Origin of the sequence: Micromonospora sonneratiae, assembly GCF_042679305.1 — a bacterium.
GTDB classification, from domain to species: domain Bacteria; phylum Actinomycetota; class Actinomycetes; order Mycobacteriales; family Micromonosporaceae; genus Micromonospora_H; species Micromonospora_H sonneratiae.
Map to the genome: position 1 here is coordinate 22,040 of NZ_JBHTMP010000064.1, position 17,399 is coordinate 39,438.

The window sequence follows — 17,399 nt, forward strand, 5'->3', positions numbered from 1 at the left end:
GATTTTCTTCACTACGATTCGTGGGGCGTCGGCGGTCTTCGTCTGGCGGCTACGCAGCACATTCGGTGGAGGAGGAACATGATGCGACCACGGGTGGCGGCCGCCGCGGGCGGCGCTATCGCACTGGTTGTAGCACTCGGCGCGTGTACTGAGAACACGGGCGAAGGTACCGGCGTGGACACCAGTCGTACCCAGACCGGCGTGATTGCGATGGACCCGAAGGACTCCCTCGGCCCGGCGCCGGAGGTGCCCGGAGCCAAGAAGGGTGGCACCTTCACCATCATCCGGGAAACCAAGATCTCGCACCTGGACCCACAGCGGGTCTACTCGTTCGCCGGCCTGATGAACGCGCCGCTCTACAGCCGTTACCTGACCACCTGGAAGGACGACGGCAAGGGCAAGCTGACCCTGGTCGGTGACCTGGCCGAGACGCCGGGCACGAACGTGAACAAGGACTGCAAGGTCTGGGAATTCAAGATCAAGGACGGGGTGAAGTTCGAGGACGGTCGGCCGATCACCGCCAAGGAGATCGCGTACGGCATTGCCCGTTCGTTCGACCTGGACCTCACCGGTGGCCCGACCTACCTCCAGGAGTGGCTGGTCGACTCCCCGCAGTTCGACACCAAGTGGGACTTCAAGGCCAACAAGACCTCGCTGCCGCCGGGACTGACCACGCCGGACGCGAAGACGCTGCGGTTCGAGTTCAACAAGCCGCGTTGTGACCTGCCGTTCGCCGTGTCGCTGCCAACCACCGCGCCGTTGCCTGCGGACAAGGACACCGGCGTCAACCTGGACAATGCTCCGTTCTCCTCCGGCCCGTACAAGGTCACCAAGAACACCGTCGGTGTCGAACTGGTGCTGGAGCGCAACGAGCACTGGGACCCGGCTACCGACCCGGTACGCCACCAGTACCCGGACAAGTTCGTCTGGAGCTACGGCCCGGACCAGGCTGCCGGCGCCAACCGCGTCGTCGCCGACAACGGCCCGGACCAGGCCGCGGTCGCCTGGAACGGTGTTCCAGCCTCGTTGGTCGCCAAGGTCGCCGGTGACGCGGCGCTGAAGGGGCGCTCGCTGCTCTCGCCCGCGCCGACCACCAACTCGTTGGTCATCAACACGCAGCGGGTCACCGACCTGTCGATCCGTCAGGCGCTCAACTACGCCATCGACCGGGACGGCCTGATCAAGACGCTCGGTGGCGAGACGAAGGCCCAGCCGCTGACCACCCTGATGCCGCCGGCCACGATCGGGTTCAAGCCGTACGACGCGTACCCGGCCGGCCGTACCGGCAACATCGAGAAGGCCAAGGAGTTGCTGGCCGGCCGGACCCCCGAGTTGGTGCTCGGTGCCGCCGACGACAGCCAGGGCCAGGAGGTCGCCACCCAGCTGAAGGCCAACCTGGAGAAGGCCGGCTTCAAGATCGTGATCCGGAGCATCCCCACCGATGCCCGGCTCGACGAGATCAAGAAGAAGGACAAGCCGTGGGACCTGCACCTCGGTGAGTGGGGGGCGGACTGGCCGAGCGGTGCCTCGATCCTGCCGGTGCTCTACGACGGTCGGACGATCAAGGCCGAGGGCAACAGCAACGTGTCGTTGATCAACAACGACGCGATCAACGCCGAGTTCGACCGGATCCTCGCCCTGGACCCGAGCGCCCAGGCCGACGAGTGGGCGAAGCTGGACCAGCGGATCATGACCGAGCTGGCCCCGGTGGTACCGCTCTTCGTCGACGTGGCCTACTTCCTGCACGGCTCGAAGGCCGGCGGCCTCTTCGTCTCCAGCGTCTTCGGATATCCGTCCTTCGTGGACGCGCACGTCAAGCAGTAGACGCATTCAGGGAAGGGCCCCTTCCTGTCGCCTATTGGGCAGGAAGGGGCCTTCGCCGCACTCAGGCGAGGTGCTGGCGGAGGAAGTCGAGTTCCAGGCGGAGCAGGCGTTCCGCCGTACCCCCGGCCGCCATGTGGGTCGCCCCGGTCAGCGGGATCACCGAGTGCGGCCGACCGGCGGACAGTAGCGCCGCGGACAGCCGCAGGGTGTGCGCGACCACGACGTTGTCGTCGGCCAGGCCGTGCAGCAGCAGCATCGGTCGGGCCTCGTCCGGTTTACGGGCCGGCTCCCCGGCCAGGTCCAGCAGCGAATGGTGGGCGTAGATCTCCGCGCCGTCGGTGGGCAGTCCGAGGTAGCGCTCGGTGTAGGCGGTGTCGTACAGCGTCCAGTCGGTCACCGGGGCCCCGACGACCGCACAGCGGAACAGGTCGGGTTGGCGCAGCGTGGCGAGTGCGGCCAGCCAACCACCGAACGACCAGCCCCGGATCGCCACCCGGCGCAGGTCCAGATCCGGGTGCTTACCGGCCAGCGCCGCCAGCGCGTCGATCTGGTCGAGCAGGATGACGTCGGCCAGCCGCCGGTGGATCACCTTCTCGAACGACGGGGCCACCCCCGGCGTACCCCGGTTGTCGACGGTGACCACCGCGAACCCGGCATCGGCCCACCACTGCCGTTCCAGCCACTTCGACCGTACGGCCACCACCTCCTGGTGTCCCGGCCCGCCGTAGATGTCGAGCAGCACCGGCAGCCGTCGTCCGGCGACGTGGCTGCTGGGATAGAGCACCGCCGAGGGCAGGCGGCGGTCGGTGACCCGGACGAGGGTCGGGCGGGGAGCGTACGGCGGGTTGGCGGCCAGCGACCGGATCGTGGCCACCTCGCGGTCGCCCTGCCAGACGGTCCACCGGGTGCCGGCGTGGTCGAGCGAGGCGAACCCCACCACCAGCACGTCACCGCCGACCACGGCGGTGTGCCAGCCCGGGTCGGCGGTGAGCCGCTGGGTGTCGGCCCCGGTCACCCCGATCGCCGTACGGACCCGGAACAGGTGCTGCTGGCTCGGTTCCCCGTTGCTGGCCTCCACCAGCAGGTCGGGGGCGCCGGCACCGCTCGGGATCCGGCCGACCACCCGGCGTACGTACAGCGACGGTGGGGTGAGCAGGGTGCCGTCGGCGAAGAGACAGCGTGCGTCGTAGCCGTCGTGGGCGAGTTCGCCGCCGACCAGGACCCGACCGTCGGGCAGGTGACACGGGGTACCGGCGACCGGCTCCACCCAGCGCGGGTCGGCGAGTTCGGCGTGCACCTGCGTCTCCCCGGTGCGTGGGTCGACGGCGAGGACCAGACCGTGCTGCTGCAACCGGCGCAGTACGGTGATCAGCGGACCGCCCTCGGTCCAGTGCACGGACACCAGGTAGGGATAGGTCTCCCGGTCCCAGTGCACGTCCACCCAGCCGCCGTCCAGGTCGAGCAGGTGCAGGCTGACCTCGGCGTTCGGGCCACCCGACCGGGGGTAGGCAACGCTGCTCGGGACGGCCTGCGGGTCACTGGGATCGCTCAGGTGCCACCGGGGCAGCCGCGACTCGTCGACCCGGGCGGCGAGGATGGACTGCCCGTCCGGTGCCCACCAGTAGCCCCGGTACCGGCCGAACTCCTCTGCCGCGACGTACTCGGCCAGCCCCCAGGTGACCCCGCCCTCCTCACCGGCCAGCAGCGAGTCGATGCCGTCGGCGTCGATCACCCGCAGTTGACCCCGCTCGGCGGTGCCACCACTGTCGGTGACGTACGCCACCCGTTGACCGGTCGGATCCGGGCGGGGGTCGACCACCGGGCCGGTGGTCGCCACCTCGACCACGTCGCCGTGGAGCAGGTCGGCCCGGAACAGCCGTCCGGCCAGCGGGAAGATCGCCACCCGGGCCGCCGGGTCGGTGGCGTAACCGGCGATGCCGGCGGCGCTGAGCCGCTGTCGTTCGCGTAGGGCCCGTTCGGTGGCCGGGAGCGGTCCGAGTTGATCGCCAGCAAGCAACAGCGCCGGGTCGGCCACCAGGCGCTCCCTCCCGGTCGCCACATCGAGCAGCCACAGGGCGTCGACCGGGTCCTCGGGGCCGCCGGAGCGGAGGAACAGCACCCGTGAACCATCGTTGGCCACCGTTACGGTCCGTGGTGCACCGTTGGTGAACCGACGGGTACGGGCGGCCAGTTCCGGGTAGTCCACGACGAAATCGTAGGCCGGCAGCGGCATCCGTGGGGCCTACCTGGCGATCGGTACCCGTCCGATAACTCCCGGAACACGGTGATCCGGTGGGCCGCGTACAGTGTCGAGTCGTGACGACTCTCGCTGCTCGCCGGCTTCTGCTGGTCCACGCACATCCCGATGACGAGTCGATCGGGACCGGGGCGACGATGGCCTACTACGCGGCCAGTGGCGCTCAGGTCACGCTGGTGACCTGCACCCTCGGCGAAGAGGGGGAGATCCACGTACCCGCGCTGGCCGGGCTCGCCGCCGCCGAGGCGGACCAGTTGGGTGGCTACCGGATCGCGGAACTCGCCGCCGCCTGTGCGGCGCTGGGCGTCACGGACCACCGTTTTCTCGGCGGGGCGGGTCGCTACCGGGACTCCGGGATGATGGGCCTGCCCACCAACGACCAGCCACGGGCCTTCTGGCAGGCGGACCTGGACACCGCCGCCGGGTACCTGGTCGAGGTCATGCGGGAGGTCCGTCCGCAGGTGCTGGTCACGTACGACCCGAACGGGTTCTACGGACATCCGGACCACATCCAGGCCCACCGGGTCGCGATGCGGGCGGCCGAGCTGGCCACGGCCGAGGGGTTCGGCCCGGACAAGATCTACTGGACGGCGATGCCGAAGAGCGTGCTGGAGGCGGGCATGACCGCCTTCGCCGAGTCCGCGGACAACCCGTTCGCCGGCATCGAGCAGCCCGAGGACCTGCCCTTCGGCAGCCCGGACGACCAGATAGTGGCCCGGATCGACGGCACCGACCAGCACGCCGCCAAGGAGGCGGCGATGCGGGCCCACGCCACCCAGATCCCGGACAACTCGTGGCTGTACTCGATCGCCGGCAACTTCGGCAGCGAGTTCATGGGTGTGGAGTACTACACCCTCGCCGTCGGTACGAAGGGGCCGGGAGCCGGTCCGTACGGCTGGGAGGACGACCTGTTCGCGGGGCTGACGCCCGACCCGGCGGCCGACCCGGCGGAGTCCGTTGCGGTGGTCGGGGCTCCCTCGACGGTCCCCGTGACGCCGGCGGAGGCCGGCGTCCGGTGAGTCTGCCCAGCCTGCCCATGTCCGCATCGCCACAGCTCGGGTCGGAACCGCCGGGGTCCCGTCGGTCGCCGTTCGGGCCGGCGTTGGACCTCACGTTACGGGTCGCCGGTGGGCTGCTGTCCGTTGTCGGTGCCGTGCTGACCGGGGTACTGGAACTGCTGCTCTCGACGCTCCGGGTGGGCGGTTACCTGATCGGTGTCTCGGCGGTCATCGCGGTGTTGGCCAATGTGGCGCTGAGCTGGTTCGCCTATCGGACCGTCGGCCGCAAGGCGGCGGTTGCCCTGCCCGCGCTGATCTGGTTCGTACTGATGATGGTGGCGGCCGGCGGCACCGACGAGGGCGACATTCTGCTGGCCGGGGACAACTGGGTGGCGCTGGCGCTGATCGTTGCCGGGTCGATGGCCTTTGCCGTGATGGCATTCCGGCTGATCCTTGCTCCGCGTCGCTGACCTCGCGGCTTATGGCTCTACCGCGCCGGAAGTGGTAAACATCTGGGCAGTTGGGCCCATGTGATGTCAGGCATATTCCGGGAGGACGCGCTATGAAGGATCGTTGGCTGCCGGTTGGGGTGCTCGCGGGTGCGCTGTTCGCGGTCAACGTGGTGGCCCGCCTGATCGCCCGGCTGGGTTTCGACGGCGATGTCGAAGCGGCCGACCGGCTGTCGTTGGGGATGTTCGCGGTGATCGGGCTGACCCTGGCGACGATCGCGTTCCTGTGGGGCCGGAACCGTCCGGTCGCCCGGTGGGGATCCGATGTCGCCGGGGCGGTGCTCATCGCGATGGCCCTGACCGTCTTCGTCGGGCCGTTCATCAGCGGCAGTTACCCCTTCGCCGACGGCGCCGGCGAGTTCTTCGCGCAGATCTGGCTCTACGCCGGATTCACCGCCGGGGGTGCCCTGATCGGGTTCCTCCTGCTGACCGCGCTCGGTCGGGACTACCGCTCCCAGTCGTTGAAGCGGTACGCCGAGAGCCGGCAGTCCAAGCCCCGCAAGGTCGTCCGTCGCTGACCGGACGGTCGGGGCACTGACCACAGCGTCGGGCGGTGCACGCCGACCGGACGCGGTCGGCGTGGTGCCCGGTCAGCCGGTCGCCGTGGTGCCCGGTCAGCCGTCGGCGGCGGGTGCCGTACGGGTCAGGTACGTGTGGTGGGTGCCGAACCCGAGCCGCTGATAGAGCGCGACCGCCCCGCTGTTGCGCTCCTCGACCTGTAGGAAGACGTCGGTCGCGCCGAGTTCGGCGGCCCACCGGGCGAGCGCCCGGATCACGTGTCGGGCCAGCCCCTGGCGTCGGGCCTCGGGTACCACCTCGACCAGGGTCAGCCCCAGCCAGCGGCCGGCTCCGGTGACCGTGCCCCGCGCGATTCCGACCAGTTTCCGCTCGGCGGTACCGGTGTCGGCGTACAGGTGGGCGAAGCGGACCTGGTCCACGGCGGTGAGCAGGTGCCACGCGCCGGGTGGCAGATCGGGTGCGGCGTCGGTGGCTGCCCCCGACTTGCGGGCGCTGATGAGCGCGAGCCAGGCGGCCGACGGGGTCGGGGTCAACTGCACCACAGGCAGGTCGTCCCGGGCCGGCAGGGCGTCCAGGAGGGCGGTCAGCGGGGTGGTCTGCACCAGGACCAGCGGGCTGGCCGTCCAGTCGAGCTGGTCCAGTGCGACGTTGATCGGGGCCGCCAGTGGCAGCGGAACGTTGATCTTGGCGGGTTGTCCCCGTTCGGCGTACCACTCACGTACCGCGTCGATCGCGGCTGCCAACGGACGGTCGGGGTCCCCGACCGGGAGGGCGGAGTTGCCGCGCCCGGTCCAGCCGTCGGCGGCGCGCAGCAGCCAGTCACCGAGCCGGTCCTGCACCGGTGCCGGCCACGCCTCGTTGGCGGCCAGTTCGAGAGCCGCGACCGCCCGGGCGATCGGCCGCTGGGTGGGCGGCACCCGCTTGGCCCGGTGCACCTCGGCCAGTGGTACGCGCAGCTTTCCCTTCCTGGTGACCAGCGTGAGATGGGTCTCGGTCAGCTCCACCAGCTCGCCCAGCGCGTCCGAAAAGAGGGTACGACCGCCACGAACCCCCACAATCCGCCGGACTACCATCCGGTGTCCCACATCCTGCCGTCGGAGCACGATCGACCACCTCCCCGGCGAGATACTAGGCTCTTACTGTCGCGGTTGATCGCGGCGTGGCTTCGAGGGTTCCGGGCGGCTCGCGTGGGACGCGGTCCCGGTGGAACCCGAGTTCGGAGGAGAAGATCGGTGACCTACATCATCGCCGAGCCGTGCGTGGATGTGCTCGACAAGGCATGCATCGAGGAGTGCCCGGTCGACTGCATCTACGAGGGCAACCGGATGCTCTACATCCACCCCGACGAGTGCGTCGACTGCGGGGCCTGTGAGCCGGTCTGCCCGGTAGAAGCGATCTTCTACGAGGACGACGTGCCGGAGCAGTGGAAGGACTACACCTCGGCGAACTACGAGTTCTTCGAGGATCTCGGGTCGCCCGGTGGTGCCTCCAAGATCGGCAAAGTGGACAAGGACACCCCCTTCGTCGCGGCCCAGCCGCCGCGCGGGGAAGCACACTGAACCGGACAGTGGGCGGGCAGTCACCGGTTTCGGCCCGGCTGCCCGACTTCACCTGGGACGTACTCGACCGGGCCGGCAGGGTCGCTGCCGGCCACCCGGGCGGTCTCATCAACCTCTCGATGGGCACCCCGGTCGACTCCGTACCGGCGGTGGTACGACAGGCACTGGCCGACGGTTCCGACGCTCCCGGATACCCACTGACCGCAGGCTCGCCCGCGCTGCGCTCGGCCATCACGGACTGGGTCAGCCGATCCTGTGACGCCAGCCCGCAGGGACTTGGCGTCCTGCCGACCATCGGCTCCAAGGAACTGGTGGCCTGGCTGCCGACCCTGCTCGGCATCGGCCCCGGCGACGTGGTGGTGATTCCACGCATCTGCTACCCGACCTACGAGGACGGGGTACGGCTGGCCGGCGCGACCGCCGTACGCGCCGACTCGCTGACCGCCGTCGGGCCGTCGAGCCGGGTCAGGCTGGTCTGGGTCAACTCGCCCGGCAACCCGACCGGTCAGGTCCTTCCGGCGGCACACCTGCGCAAGGTGGTCGACTGGGCCCGGGAACGGGGGGCGGTGGTCGCCAGCGACGAGTGCTACCTGCCGTTGGGCTGGCAGGCCGAGCCGGTCTCGATCCTCTCCGAGCAGGTCCGTGGCTCGTCGTACGACGGGCTGCTGGCGGTGCACTCGCTGTCCAAGCGGTCGAACCTGGCCGGCTACCGGGCCGGGTTCGTCGCCGGTGACCCGGCGCTGGTCGCCGAACTGCTCAAGGTGCGCAAGCACGCCGGCATGATCGTCCCGGCACCCGTACAGGCCGCCATGGCGGCTGCGCTCACCGACGAGGAGCACGCCGACGAGCAGCGGGCCCGGTACCAGGCCCGGCGGGAACTGCTCCGGGCGGCGTTCACCGCAGCCGGGTTCGAGATCGAGCACTCGGAGGCCGGGCTCTACCTGTGGGCGACCCGGGGCGAGGACTGCTGGCAGACGGTCGACTGGTTGGCCCGCCGGGGCGTACTGGTCGCACCCGGGATCTTCTACGGTCCGGGCGGCCAGCAGCACATCCGGATCGCGTTCACCGAGACCGACGAACGGGTCGCCGCCGTGGTCGACCGACTCGCCGAGTAGGCGAAGGCCGACCCCGGACGCCCCGACCACTGCCGGTGGTGTGGCGGTGCCGCCAACGGTGCGGTGGTGTCGATTTCGCGGTTGGACGACGTCGGCCCCACAGTGGATAATGTCGATCTCTTTTGCTGGGGTCGACCGGCCCGTCCACGGACAGTCGGGCACTCGTCCGCCCCAGCCCCACGCAGACCATGACGGGGTGAGTCGTGCGTTTCCTGCATCCCCTACTCAGGGACCGCAACATCGACGGCGTACGACAGGCGTCGTTCGCCGTCGCGGCAATCATCTTCAGCACGCTCAACGTGGTGGCGCTCAAACAGGCGGACCTGCGTGGGTTCCTGCCGGTCGCGGTCGCTGTCGTGGTTTCGGCGTTGAGCCTGGCGCTGGTCGTCAGCCTCGTGCAACGGCTGTTCCTCTACATCTGGGCCTATCCGATCCTCGGCCAGTGGGTGTACGAGTCGTCGTCCGGCAACTGGGGACTGGCCACCCTCGAACTTCGCGGTGGCGAGCTGAACTACTCGGTGCAGCTCTACCACACCGAGGCCGATGCCATGGCTGCCGTTCGCAACGAGCCCGGTTTCGTGTCTCGCTGTTTCGCGACCGTCTCCTCGGTCGGGGTGACGTACGACCGGGGCCAGGTCGAGTTGATCTACAAGGTCGGCCACTCCCATGGCGACTACGAGACGCGTAACGGCATGCTGACCCTGACCCCGCTCTCACCCGGGGAGATGAAGGGGTACTGGAAAAGCGATATCCTCGGCGACGAGCCGACCCGGGGGACGCTCGACCTGTACCGACCGAAACGCCGAGGGACCTGATGCTGGATACGGGCGTGTACGGGCTCAAGGTGGCCGTGGCGGGCACCGGTCTCATCGGTGGCTCAATCCTGCTGCGACTACGGGAAGCGGGCCTGGACGTCCGGGGCTGGGATCCGGATCCCGGTACCCGGGACCACGGCCGTCAGCAGGGCCTGGCCTTCGCCGACACGCTGACCGAGGCGGTCCGGGACCGGGACGTCGTCTTTCTCGGTGGACCGCTGTCCAGCCTGCCGGACACGTTGATCAAGGTGGCGAAGTCCACCGGTGACGACTGCGTCATCACCGATGTTGGCAGCACGAAGTCGACGGTGGCCGCGTTCGCGCTGGGCAACGGGCTGGCCCACCGGTTCGTACCCGGGCATCCGATGGCCGGCACCGAGCGGGCCGGGCTGGCCGCCGCGATTCCGGCGCTGTTCGACGGCGCGGCCTGGGTGCTCTGCCCCGCACCCGATGGACTGATCAGCCAGTTCCGGACCCTGGCCACACTGATCATCGAAGTGTTCCGGGCGCGGATCGTACCGATGACCCCGCCCGTACACGACTCGGTCGTGGCGCTGTCGTCGCACATTCCGCATGTGCTGGCCGGCAGCCTGGCCGGGGCGGCGGCCCGTTCCCCGGTCAGTGACGCCATCATCGGCCTGGCAGCCGGGAGCTTCCGGGACGGCACCCGGGTCGCCGGCACCCCGAGCCGGCGTACCGCCGACATGCTGATCAACAATCGCGAGTTCGTGCTGAACCAGATGGAGTTGGTGGACCGCTTCCTCGCGGACCTGCGGGCGGCGCTGCGGGACGACGACGTCGAGGCGCTCACCGGACACCTGGGCGAGAGCCGCTCCCTGCGCGAATCCCTGTCGAGCCGACCGATGCAGCCGGTGACCCGGCAGTTCCCCCGGTTCGGTCCGGCCAGCGCGGAACTCGACTTCCTGCTGCGGCTCGGCGAGTCGGGAGGTCATCTCGACGGCTGCTCGACCGACGACTCGACGGTGACCTACACGGCGCTCCGCCCGGCCTGATCGAGGCGGCCCAGTCGGGGTGGCGTCGAGTCCTGCGGATTCGGGTGACCCCGGTTAGGGTTGGCCGATGGTCGATGGTCCGATCGTGTCCGTACGTGGTGAGGTCCACCTTGAGGTGCCCCCGGAACTCGCCAGGTTCTCGGTCACCGTGGCGGCCCGGGACCGGGACCGGCAGGCCACACTGACACGGTTGACGGAGCGGGTCGAGACGGTCCGCCGACTCGTCGACGGGTACGGCCCGGCGATCGACCGCCGGGAGACCGGCCAACTGTGGGTACGGCCCGAGTTGAAGCGCTCCGGTGAGCGGGTGGTGGCCTACCACGGCAGCGTCTCCACCACGGTGACCGTCACCGACTTCGCCGTACTCGGCGAGTTGATGATGCGGTTGGCCGACCAGGGGCAGACCACCGTCGCCGGGCCGTGGTGGGAGTTGAGGCCGGACAGCCCGGTGCACCGGGAGGCCCGACGGGCGGCGATCGACGATGCCTTCACCCGGGCCCGGGAGTACGCCGAGGCGCTCGGCACCGAGATCACGGCGTTGCTGGAGGTCTCCGACACCGGCCCTGCCGGCCAGCCGATGATGATGACCAGGGCCGCCTACGGCGAGTCCATGTCGGTGGGGTCCGGCGGGCTCCCCGAGTTGGATCTCGACCCGCAGCCGCAGAGCGCACAGGCTAGTGTCGAGGCGCGGTTCATGATCAGTGAGCCGGCCTGGACCACGAGGGGGCGCGATGACGGCGGGGCCGATCCAACTGACTGAGGTGACGTCGCACGACCAGCTGCAGGCCATCCTCGGCCCACCGACGCGGCAGGCTGTGATCAAGGAACGGACGTTCCTGAGTGAACTCGACAAGCAGTGGCTGGCCGCCTCGCCGTTCTGCGTCATGGGCACCGCAGGTAGGGACGGAACCTGTGACGCCTCCCCCAAGGGGGATCCGGCCGGGTTCACCCTGGTCCTCGACGACACCACGATCGCCATCCCGGAACGTCCCGGTAACCGGCGGGCCGACAGCCTGCACAACGTACTGGACAACCCCCACATCGGCCTCGTCTACGTGATTCCCGGCCGTGCGGACACCCTGCGGATCAACGGCCGCGCCAGGATCGTGTCCGACGCCCCGTTCTTCGATCAGATGGTGGTCAAGGGACACCGGCCCAGGCTCGCCCTCGTCGTCGACATCGAGCAGGTCTACTACCACTGCCCCAAGGCATTCCTGCGGTCCGCCCTGTGGGCGCCGGAAACCTGGAAACCGGATGCCGCACCGTCCCAGGCGGTCATCGCCAAGAACACCACCCGGCAGGAACAGACCATCGAGGAGCTCGAACGCTACTACGGTCCGACCTACGCCGAGAGAATCTACGACTGACCCCGGCCCCGGTCATGGGGGCTGGACAGCGGCTCCCCGGTCGGCGGCGTGGCCACCCGTTGGTGAGATAGTCGCCGGGTGAGCGAGCCACCCCGTGAGCTGAGCTTCGATCAACTCGTCGCCCGGGCCAGCCGGTTGGCCGGGGCCGGGCCGAGGCAGTTGCTCGGCATCGCCGGTGCGCCCGGCGCGGGCAAGTCCACGCTGGCCGAACGCCTGGTTTCCGCGCTCGGGGCGACGGCAGCCCTCGTACCGATGGATGGTTTCCACCTGGCTCAGGCCGAGCTGCGTCGGCTCGGCCGGCACGACCGTAAGGGCGCCGTCGACACCTTCGACGGACCGGGGTACGTCTGCCTGCTGCGCCGGCTGCGGGCCGGTTCCGTCCTCGTCGACGGCGGGGAGGCGGCCGACCCGGTCCGGGAAACCGTCTATGCCCCGAGGTTCCGGCGGGATCTGGAGGAGCCGATCGCCGGGGCGATCCCGGTGCCGCCGTCCGTACGGCTGGTGGTGACCGAGGGCAACTACCTGCTGCTGCCGGATCATCCCTGGGCCGAGGTCAGGGGACTGCTCGACGAGGTGTGGTTCCTCGACCTCGACCGGGAGATCCGGTTACGCCGACTGGCCGACCGGCACGTGGCGTACGGGCGTACCCCGGAAGCAGCGGCGGCCCGGGCCCGTGGCACCGACCAGGTCAACGCCGAACTGATCGCCACCACCGCCCACCGCGCGGATCTGGTCGTCCGGCTGTCGTCCGGCTGAGCCGATCCGATCGGATCACCGGTTTCGCATGTCGGATCCCCGCCGGGGTTCCCGGATCGAGTCGGTCAACAGGCTGACGACGACGGACTTCTCCCGCTGGAACTCGACGGCGTCCGGATAGCCGCTGTGGTTCCGGATCGGTGGATCGACGACCTCGCCACCCGTGGGGTGCAGCCCTTCCGGGTCCCGTACGACCACCTCACGTTCACCTGCGGCGACCGGCCAGCCCAGTGGGTCGGTGTCCCGCCAGAAGTTGGTCCAGCGGATCGGCCCGGATCCGGTGGTCAACGCGGCGGTGACGACCGGCAGCCGATCAGGGCCGAAGAAGGCGGGGAAGGCCCGGCCGTAGAGCCGGGTGAGCTGGCAGCCGTACGAGAAGAACCAGATACGTCGCCGCCAGCGGCTCGGCAGTTGCAGGATGACCGAGGCGGAGATCACCGAGCCCTGGCTGTGGCCGGAGAGGATGATGGCGTCCACCCGGCGTGGATCGTCGTCGGGCAACGCCAGCAGCCCGGCGATCCGGGTCTGCAACTGTGGCACCGACCGGCTGGCGTAGCTGGGTGGGGCCAGCGGGTGGGCCGCCCGGGGCCAGAACGTACCGATGTCCCAGACCACCCCGACATAGCGTCGTACGGTGTCGTTGCGGTAGACGAGCAGCCCGAGCCCGGCGACCACCACCGGTAGCAGCCCCAGCAGGAAGTTCCCGACGTCGGCGGCCATCTTGACGGTCAGCATCCAGCCGGTGGCGTCGTGGGGGGTCGGGCGGAGGTGCGACGTGGTGGCCGTCGTACCGATGGCGGCCAGTGCCACCGCGACCGTTGCGAGCTGCCCGACCATGCGCAGTGCACGATCCCCGACGAACTCGTGCAGGGCCTGGTAGGTCGCCACGTCCCAGGCCCGTCGCCGCTCGTGTGCCGACAGCGTGCTGTCCGCCGGGACGAGCCGGTCGAGGTTGTGCCGGCGCAGCCGGTCGAGTACGAGCCAGGCGTGCCCGGCCATGACGGACGTGGTCAGCAGCATGACGACGAAGGCGGGACCGCCCCACAGGACCGGTACCGGTGGTGTGATCGTGGACAGTCCGCTCGGGGTGTCCCCGTTGTTGAGACGGGCGGTGACCAGGTAGAGCACGCCGGAGCTGTAGGAGATGCCGAGCAGCCAGGCCAGCCCGGCCAGCAGCGCCGGACCCCGCCCACCCCACGCGGTGGAGGAGTGCGGATCGCCCGGGGTTCGGCTGGTGGTGCGGGGCAGCAGGGGAGTGCCCACCGAGGCGACCGCGACGGCCGCGCCGGCGACCATCCAGGCATGTACCCCGTCCGGGGCCGGTGGGACGCCGGGTAGCCAGCCGGCGATCCAGGCGTTGCCGACCGGGATGGCGAGGGCCGCCACCACCGATGGGACGAGCGCCCGCCGTCCGGTCCGGGAGACTCCCGCGATGGCGATCAGCAGCAGCACCTGGAAGGTGCCCAGCCAGGCCAACACCCAGTCGTACCCCGGTAGGGAACGGTCCTCGACACAGCCCGGGATCCCACTGTCGCGGATGCAGCCGTCCGGTGGCCGGAGGTCGCGCAGCGGGACACCGGCCGGTCCGTCGGGCAGCAGCAGCACCACCGCCGTACCGACCACCCCCAGCGCGGCGAGACCCCAGAGCAGGGAACCGTACGGCCCGAGCGCGGTCCAGGCGTTCCGAGAGGTGAGGTACGGGTGGGCCAGCGCCGCCATCGCCAGGAGGATGGTTACGCCGAGTAGTGCCAGGACCGACCAGGTCAGCACCGCGCGTGGTCCCTGCGGCGGGTCCATGGTGATCACAGCGCCCAGCGGGACCACCGCTGCGACCGCCGCCCCGACGGTCAGGTGCACCGTGGCCAGCCGCCTGACCTGGCCCTCACCGCACCAGAAGCTCGGTTCCCGCAGCGGATGGTCGGGTTGCGTCTCGCCGTTGGCCTCGGCCGGACCGGTCGGCATCTCGGCCTCGTACTGGTAGGTCCGCCAGGTCAGTACGCCGATGACGGCCAGCACCCCGAGTGGCAGGAGCAGCCCGATGGCCAGCGGGTGGGCGGCTTCGCTCCACCAGCCCGTACCCAGGAACTCCCATGGTCCGGGTAGCTGGCGCAGGCAGTCCTCGTCCACGCACTGCCAGGCGATCAGGTCGACGCCGACGCCGGTCGCGGAGAGGATCAGGGTTGCGGTCAGGCTCAGGCAGAACAGCCGGACCAGCCAGGCGTTGAGGCCGGCCCGGGTGGTCAGGCGCTCCCGGCCCGGGTCGGCGGGGATCTCCGGGCGGGCGTACAGCGCGACGTTGGCCAGGGTGAACGGCAGCAGGAGCGTCCACAGGGCCCGCCTGATGTCCTTGGCTGCCCGGACACCCGAGGTGAGCTGGCCCCAGCTGTACGCCTCCACCGTCACCGGTTCGGTGGGATCGGTACGGGAGGGACGGTAGAAGCCGGTGGTGGTGTCGCCAGCGACGAGCCGGGGGCAGGAGTCATGGTCGGGTGGCGGGTTACCCGGCCCGGTTGCGACTCCGAGGACCACCGCCGGGGGCGTGTTGGAGACACCGTGTACGCGCAGTTCAAGCACTCGACCAGCCATCAGAACCTCCCGCAGGGTGACGGCTTCACTGCTCAGGGTGCTTGAAGTGGGTGATCGGAGGGCTCGTCCGATTGGTTTGTCGGTAATAGCCGGATGAATGTCTTTTTGTGGAAACAGCGGCCGGCGGCCGTCGGTGCGCTACAGGTGGCCCCGCTCCAGGGCCGTGATCCGGGCGGCGACATCGAAGGCGCGGGGAATGTCGTTCCACAACAGTGGGCTGGTGCTGCGCAGACGGGTGTTGGGTGGGGCCACCGCCAGCCACGGGATGAGTCGGGCATCCTCACGGAGCAGGTAGAGCGACAGGGCCAGTCGAGCGATCTCACCCGCCGTCACCACCAGTTTGAGCTGGGGTAGCAGGTCGATGAACCGGGCCAGCCAGGGCAGTGCGGACTCGACGTCCGGCCGCTCGACCTTCCGGCTGCCGCGGCCGTGATCCACGGACCAGGGCACGGCGGTCCAGTGCACGCATCGCTGTCGGTCCAGTCCGGATGCCCGGGAGAACTCCCACACGTTCGCCGCGATCGCGTCGTCGTTGTCGAGGGAGAGCATGCCGCTGGTGGCGGCGGCCCGGGTCGGGGTGTCGAACAGGAACAGCACCTCGGCGTTCACGCCACCGAAGGTCGGGTCGACGTACGGCAGTTCCGGCCGTCCGGCGAGTGCTCGGATCTCTTCGACGAGTCGGGTGATCGGGGCGATGTGCGGCTCGCCCAGACGGGCGAGCTTCGCCTTGACGGTCTCGGCGTCGCGATTGCCCCTCGGTCTGTTCGTCAGATCCATGAGGGCATCATGCCGGTAGTGGCAGGCCGGAGGACACCGGGCAGGGTAGCAGTGATCGTGCCGACCGACGATGTTGAATCAATGGCATTTATTTCTTCCGATGGCTGACATCCCTTCCGTCGGGTGGGAGCGTCCTTTCCATAGATAGGTCCGTTGCTCCATTGGATTCAGTGTCGATCCTGGAGGTACGCGTGCAGTTATCTAGGAAACTGGCAGCCGCTGTCCTGGCGGCCGGCATGGTGCTGACCGCCGGCCCGGCCGGTTGGGCGAAGCCGACCACCCTGACCACCGAGTCGAAGCCCGGCACTACCCAGCCCGGATCGCCAGCGGGGGCGGCCCGGACCGGGTCGGGCACGGTCACCCTGCTGACCGGTGACCGGGTCACCCTGACCCCCTCCGGTGCCACCAGCGTCCGACCTGCCAACGGCCGGGAACATGTTCGGTTCTTCGTCAACCGGGAGCGGGATGCGGTGTACGTGGTTCCCCAGGACGCGCAGCGTCTGGTCGGGGACGGGAGGTTGGATCGTCGGTTGTTCGATGTGCGTGGGCTGATCCGGGATGGTTACCACGACGCCGCCCGGGACAGTCTGCCGTTGATCGTGACCTACCGTCCGGGGGTTGCCGGTCGGGCTGCCGCTACGGTCAGTGATGCCGGGGCCCGGGTGACCCGGGATCTGCCGGCGGTCGGTGGTTCGGCAGTGACCCTTGGAAAGGGTCGGGTGAGCCAGTTCTGGGCGGCGGTTGCCGTTGGTCCGGTGGCTGCCCGGACCGACATGTCGGGCGGGATCGACCGGGTCTGGCTGGATGGGAAGCGGCGGGTTTCGTTGGATCGCAGTGTGTCGCAGATCGGTGCGCCGGCTGCGCATCGGGCGGGGTTCACCGGTCGGGGTGTCACGGTGGCGGTGCTGGATACCGGGGTCGACGATCAGCATCCGGATCTGGTCGGCCGGGTGGCGGATTCCCGTAACTTCAGTGACGCGCCTGATCTCAGGGACGAGGTCGGTCATGGTACGCATGTCGCCTCGACCATCGCTGGTAGTGGTGCCGCGTCGGGTGGGAAGTACCGGGGGGTGGCCCCGGACGCGACCCTGTTCTCCGGCAAGGTCTGTGAGTCGACCTTCTGTATGGATTCGGCGATTCTGGCCGGGATGCAGTGGGCTGCGGTGGAGAAGCGGGCCATGGTGGTCAATCTGAGTCTGGGTGGTACGGACACGCCGGAGATCGATCCGTTGGAGCAGGCGGTCAACACGTTGACTGCGCAGACTGGCACGTTGTTCGTGATCGCGGCCGGTAACGACGGTGGT

The 17,399-nt window shown here is 69.6% G+C and carries 16 protein-coding genes; 12 read left to right on the plus strand and 4 right to left on the minus strand.

Features of this window, described 5'->3' with window-relative positions; translation table 11 throughout:
* The first annotated feature begins 174 nt into the window (after window positions 1-174).
* Window positions 175-1,824, plus strand: a complete 1,650-nt coding sequence (locus ACFQ4H_RS28420) for an ABC transporter substrate-binding protein (RefSeq protein ID WP_377576596.1) — start codon at window positions 175-177, stop codon at window positions 1,822-1,824.
* Between the two features lie 61 nt (window positions 1,825-1,885).
* Here ACFQ4H_RS28420 and ACFQ4H_RS28425 read toward each other — a convergent pair whose 3' ends face one another.
* Complete coding sequence (locus tag ACFQ4H_RS28425) at window positions 1,886-4,030, minus strand: S9 family peptidase (RefSeq protein ID WP_377576599.1); 2,145 nt, start codon at window positions 4,028-4,030, stop codon at window positions 1,886-1,888.
* Between the two features lie 110 nt (window positions 4,031-4,140).
* On the opposite strand from ACFQ4H_RS28425, the gene mshB reads away from it, so the two are divergent.
* The 3 genes from mshB (at window position 4,141) to ACFQ4H_RS28440 (ending at window position 6,106) form a co-directional block, all read left to right on the plus strand.
* A complete protein-coding gene (gene mshB, locus ACFQ4H_RS28430; protein WP_377576602.1) occupies window positions 4,141-5,100 on the plus strand; it encodes an N-acetyl-1-D-myo-inositol-2-amino-2-deoxy-alpha-D-glucopyranoside deacetylase in 960 nt (319 codons plus the stop codon).
* 11 nt (window positions 5,101-5,111) lie between these two features.
* A complete protein-coding gene (locus ACFQ4H_RS28435; RefSeq protein ID WP_377576655.1) occupies window positions 5,112-5,549 on the plus strand; it encodes a hypothetical protein in 438 nt (145 codons plus the stop codon).
* Window positions 5,550-5,641: 92 nt separating this feature from the next.
* Window positions 5,642-6,106: a hypothetical protein gene (locus tag ACFQ4H_RS28440; protein ID WP_377576604.1), complete on the plus strand. Its 465-nt coding sequence runs from the start codon at window positions 5,642-5,644 to the stop codon at window positions 6,104-6,106.
* 96 nt (window positions 6,107-6,202) lie between these two features.
* Here ACFQ4H_RS28440 and ACFQ4H_RS28445 read toward each other — a convergent pair whose 3' ends face one another.
* A complete protein-coding gene (locus ACFQ4H_RS28445) occupies window positions 6,203-7,210 on the minus strand; it encodes a GNAT family N-acetyltransferase (protein ID WP_377576607.1) in 1,008 nt (335 codons plus the stop codon).
* A 129-nt stretch (window positions 7,211-7,339) separates the two neighbouring features.
* Here ACFQ4H_RS28445 and fdxA point away from each other — a divergent pair, with 129 nt between their 5' ends.
* From fdxA to ACFQ4H_RS28480, 7 genes are all read left to right on the plus strand, one after another.
* The gene (gene fdxA, locus ACFQ4H_RS28450) at window positions 7,340-7,666 is read left to right on the plus strand and encodes a ferredoxin (RefSeq protein WP_377576609.1); all 327 of its coding nucleotides are present in this window, start codon (window positions 7,340-7,342) and stop codon (window positions 7,664-7,666) included.
* Between the two features lie 8 nt (window positions 7,667-7,674).
* On the plus strand, window positions 7,675-8,781 hold the full coding sequence (dapC, locus tag ACFQ4H_RS28455) for a succinyldiaminopimelate transaminase (RefSeq protein ID WP_377576612.1): 1,107 nt from the start codon (window positions 7,675-7,677) through the stop codon (window positions 8,779-8,781).
* Window positions 8,782-8,984: 203 nt separating this feature from the next.
* Window positions 8,985-9,596, plus strand: a complete 612-nt coding sequence (locus ACFQ4H_RS28460; protein WP_377576615.1) for a hypothetical protein — start codon at window positions 8,985-8,987, stop codon at window positions 9,594-9,596.
* Window positions 9,596-10,609 carry a prephenate dehydrogenase gene (locus tag ACFQ4H_RS28465; protein ID WP_377576618.1) on the plus strand — a complete coding sequence of 338 codons (1,014 nt, stop codon included), beginning with the start codon at window positions 9,596-9,598 and terminating at the stop codon, window positions 10,607-10,609. The genes ACFQ4H_RS28460 and ACFQ4H_RS28465 overlap by 1 nt, the downstream gene beginning before the upstream one ends.
* Before the next feature lie 67 nt (window positions 10,610-10,676).
* Window positions 10,677-11,369, plus strand: a complete 693-nt coding sequence (locus tag ACFQ4H_RS28470; RefSeq protein ID WP_377576621.1) for an SIMPL domain-containing protein — start codon at window positions 10,677-10,679, stop codon at window positions 11,367-11,369.
* Window positions 11,341-11,976, plus strand: a complete 636-nt coding sequence (locus ACFQ4H_RS28475) for a pyridoxamine 5'-phosphate oxidase family protein (RefSeq protein ID WP_377576624.1) — start codon at window positions 11,341-11,343, stop codon at window positions 11,974-11,976. The genes ACFQ4H_RS28470 and ACFQ4H_RS28475 overlap by 29 nt, the downstream gene beginning before the upstream one ends.
* A gap of 78 nt (window positions 11,977-12,054) precedes the next feature.
* The gene (locus ACFQ4H_RS28480; RefSeq protein ID WP_377576627.1) at window positions 12,055-12,732 is read left to right on the plus strand and encodes a nucleoside/nucleotide kinase family protein; all 678 of its coding nucleotides are present in this window, start codon (window positions 12,055-12,057) and stop codon (window positions 12,730-12,732) included.
* 15 nt (window positions 12,733-12,747) lie between these two features.
* Here the strand turns inward: ACFQ4H_RS28480 and ACFQ4H_RS28485 are convergent, their stop codons facing one another.
* Together ACFQ4H_RS28485 and ACFQ4H_RS28490 are read right to left on the minus strand one after the other, a co-directional pair.
* The gene (locus tag ACFQ4H_RS28485; RefSeq protein WP_377576630.1) at window positions 12,748-15,318 is read right to left on the minus strand and encodes a hypothetical protein; all 2,571 of its coding nucleotides are present in this window, start codon (window positions 15,316-15,318) and stop codon (window positions 12,748-12,750) included.
* Window positions 15,319-15,456: 138 nt separating this feature from the next.
* Entirely contained in the window at window positions 15,457-16,095 is a 639-nt protein-coding gene (locus tag ACFQ4H_RS28490) for a uracil-DNA glycosylase family protein (protein ID WP_377576633.1), read from the minus strand.
* Window positions 16,096-16,286: 191 nt separating this feature from the next.
* On the opposite strand from ACFQ4H_RS28490, the gene ACFQ4H_RS28495 reads away from it, so the two are divergent.
* Window positions 16,287-17,399, plus strand: a 1,113-nt coding sequence (locus tag ACFQ4H_RS28495; RefSeq protein ID WP_377576635.1) for a S8 family serine peptidase, incomplete at its 3' end; no start/stop codon positions are given.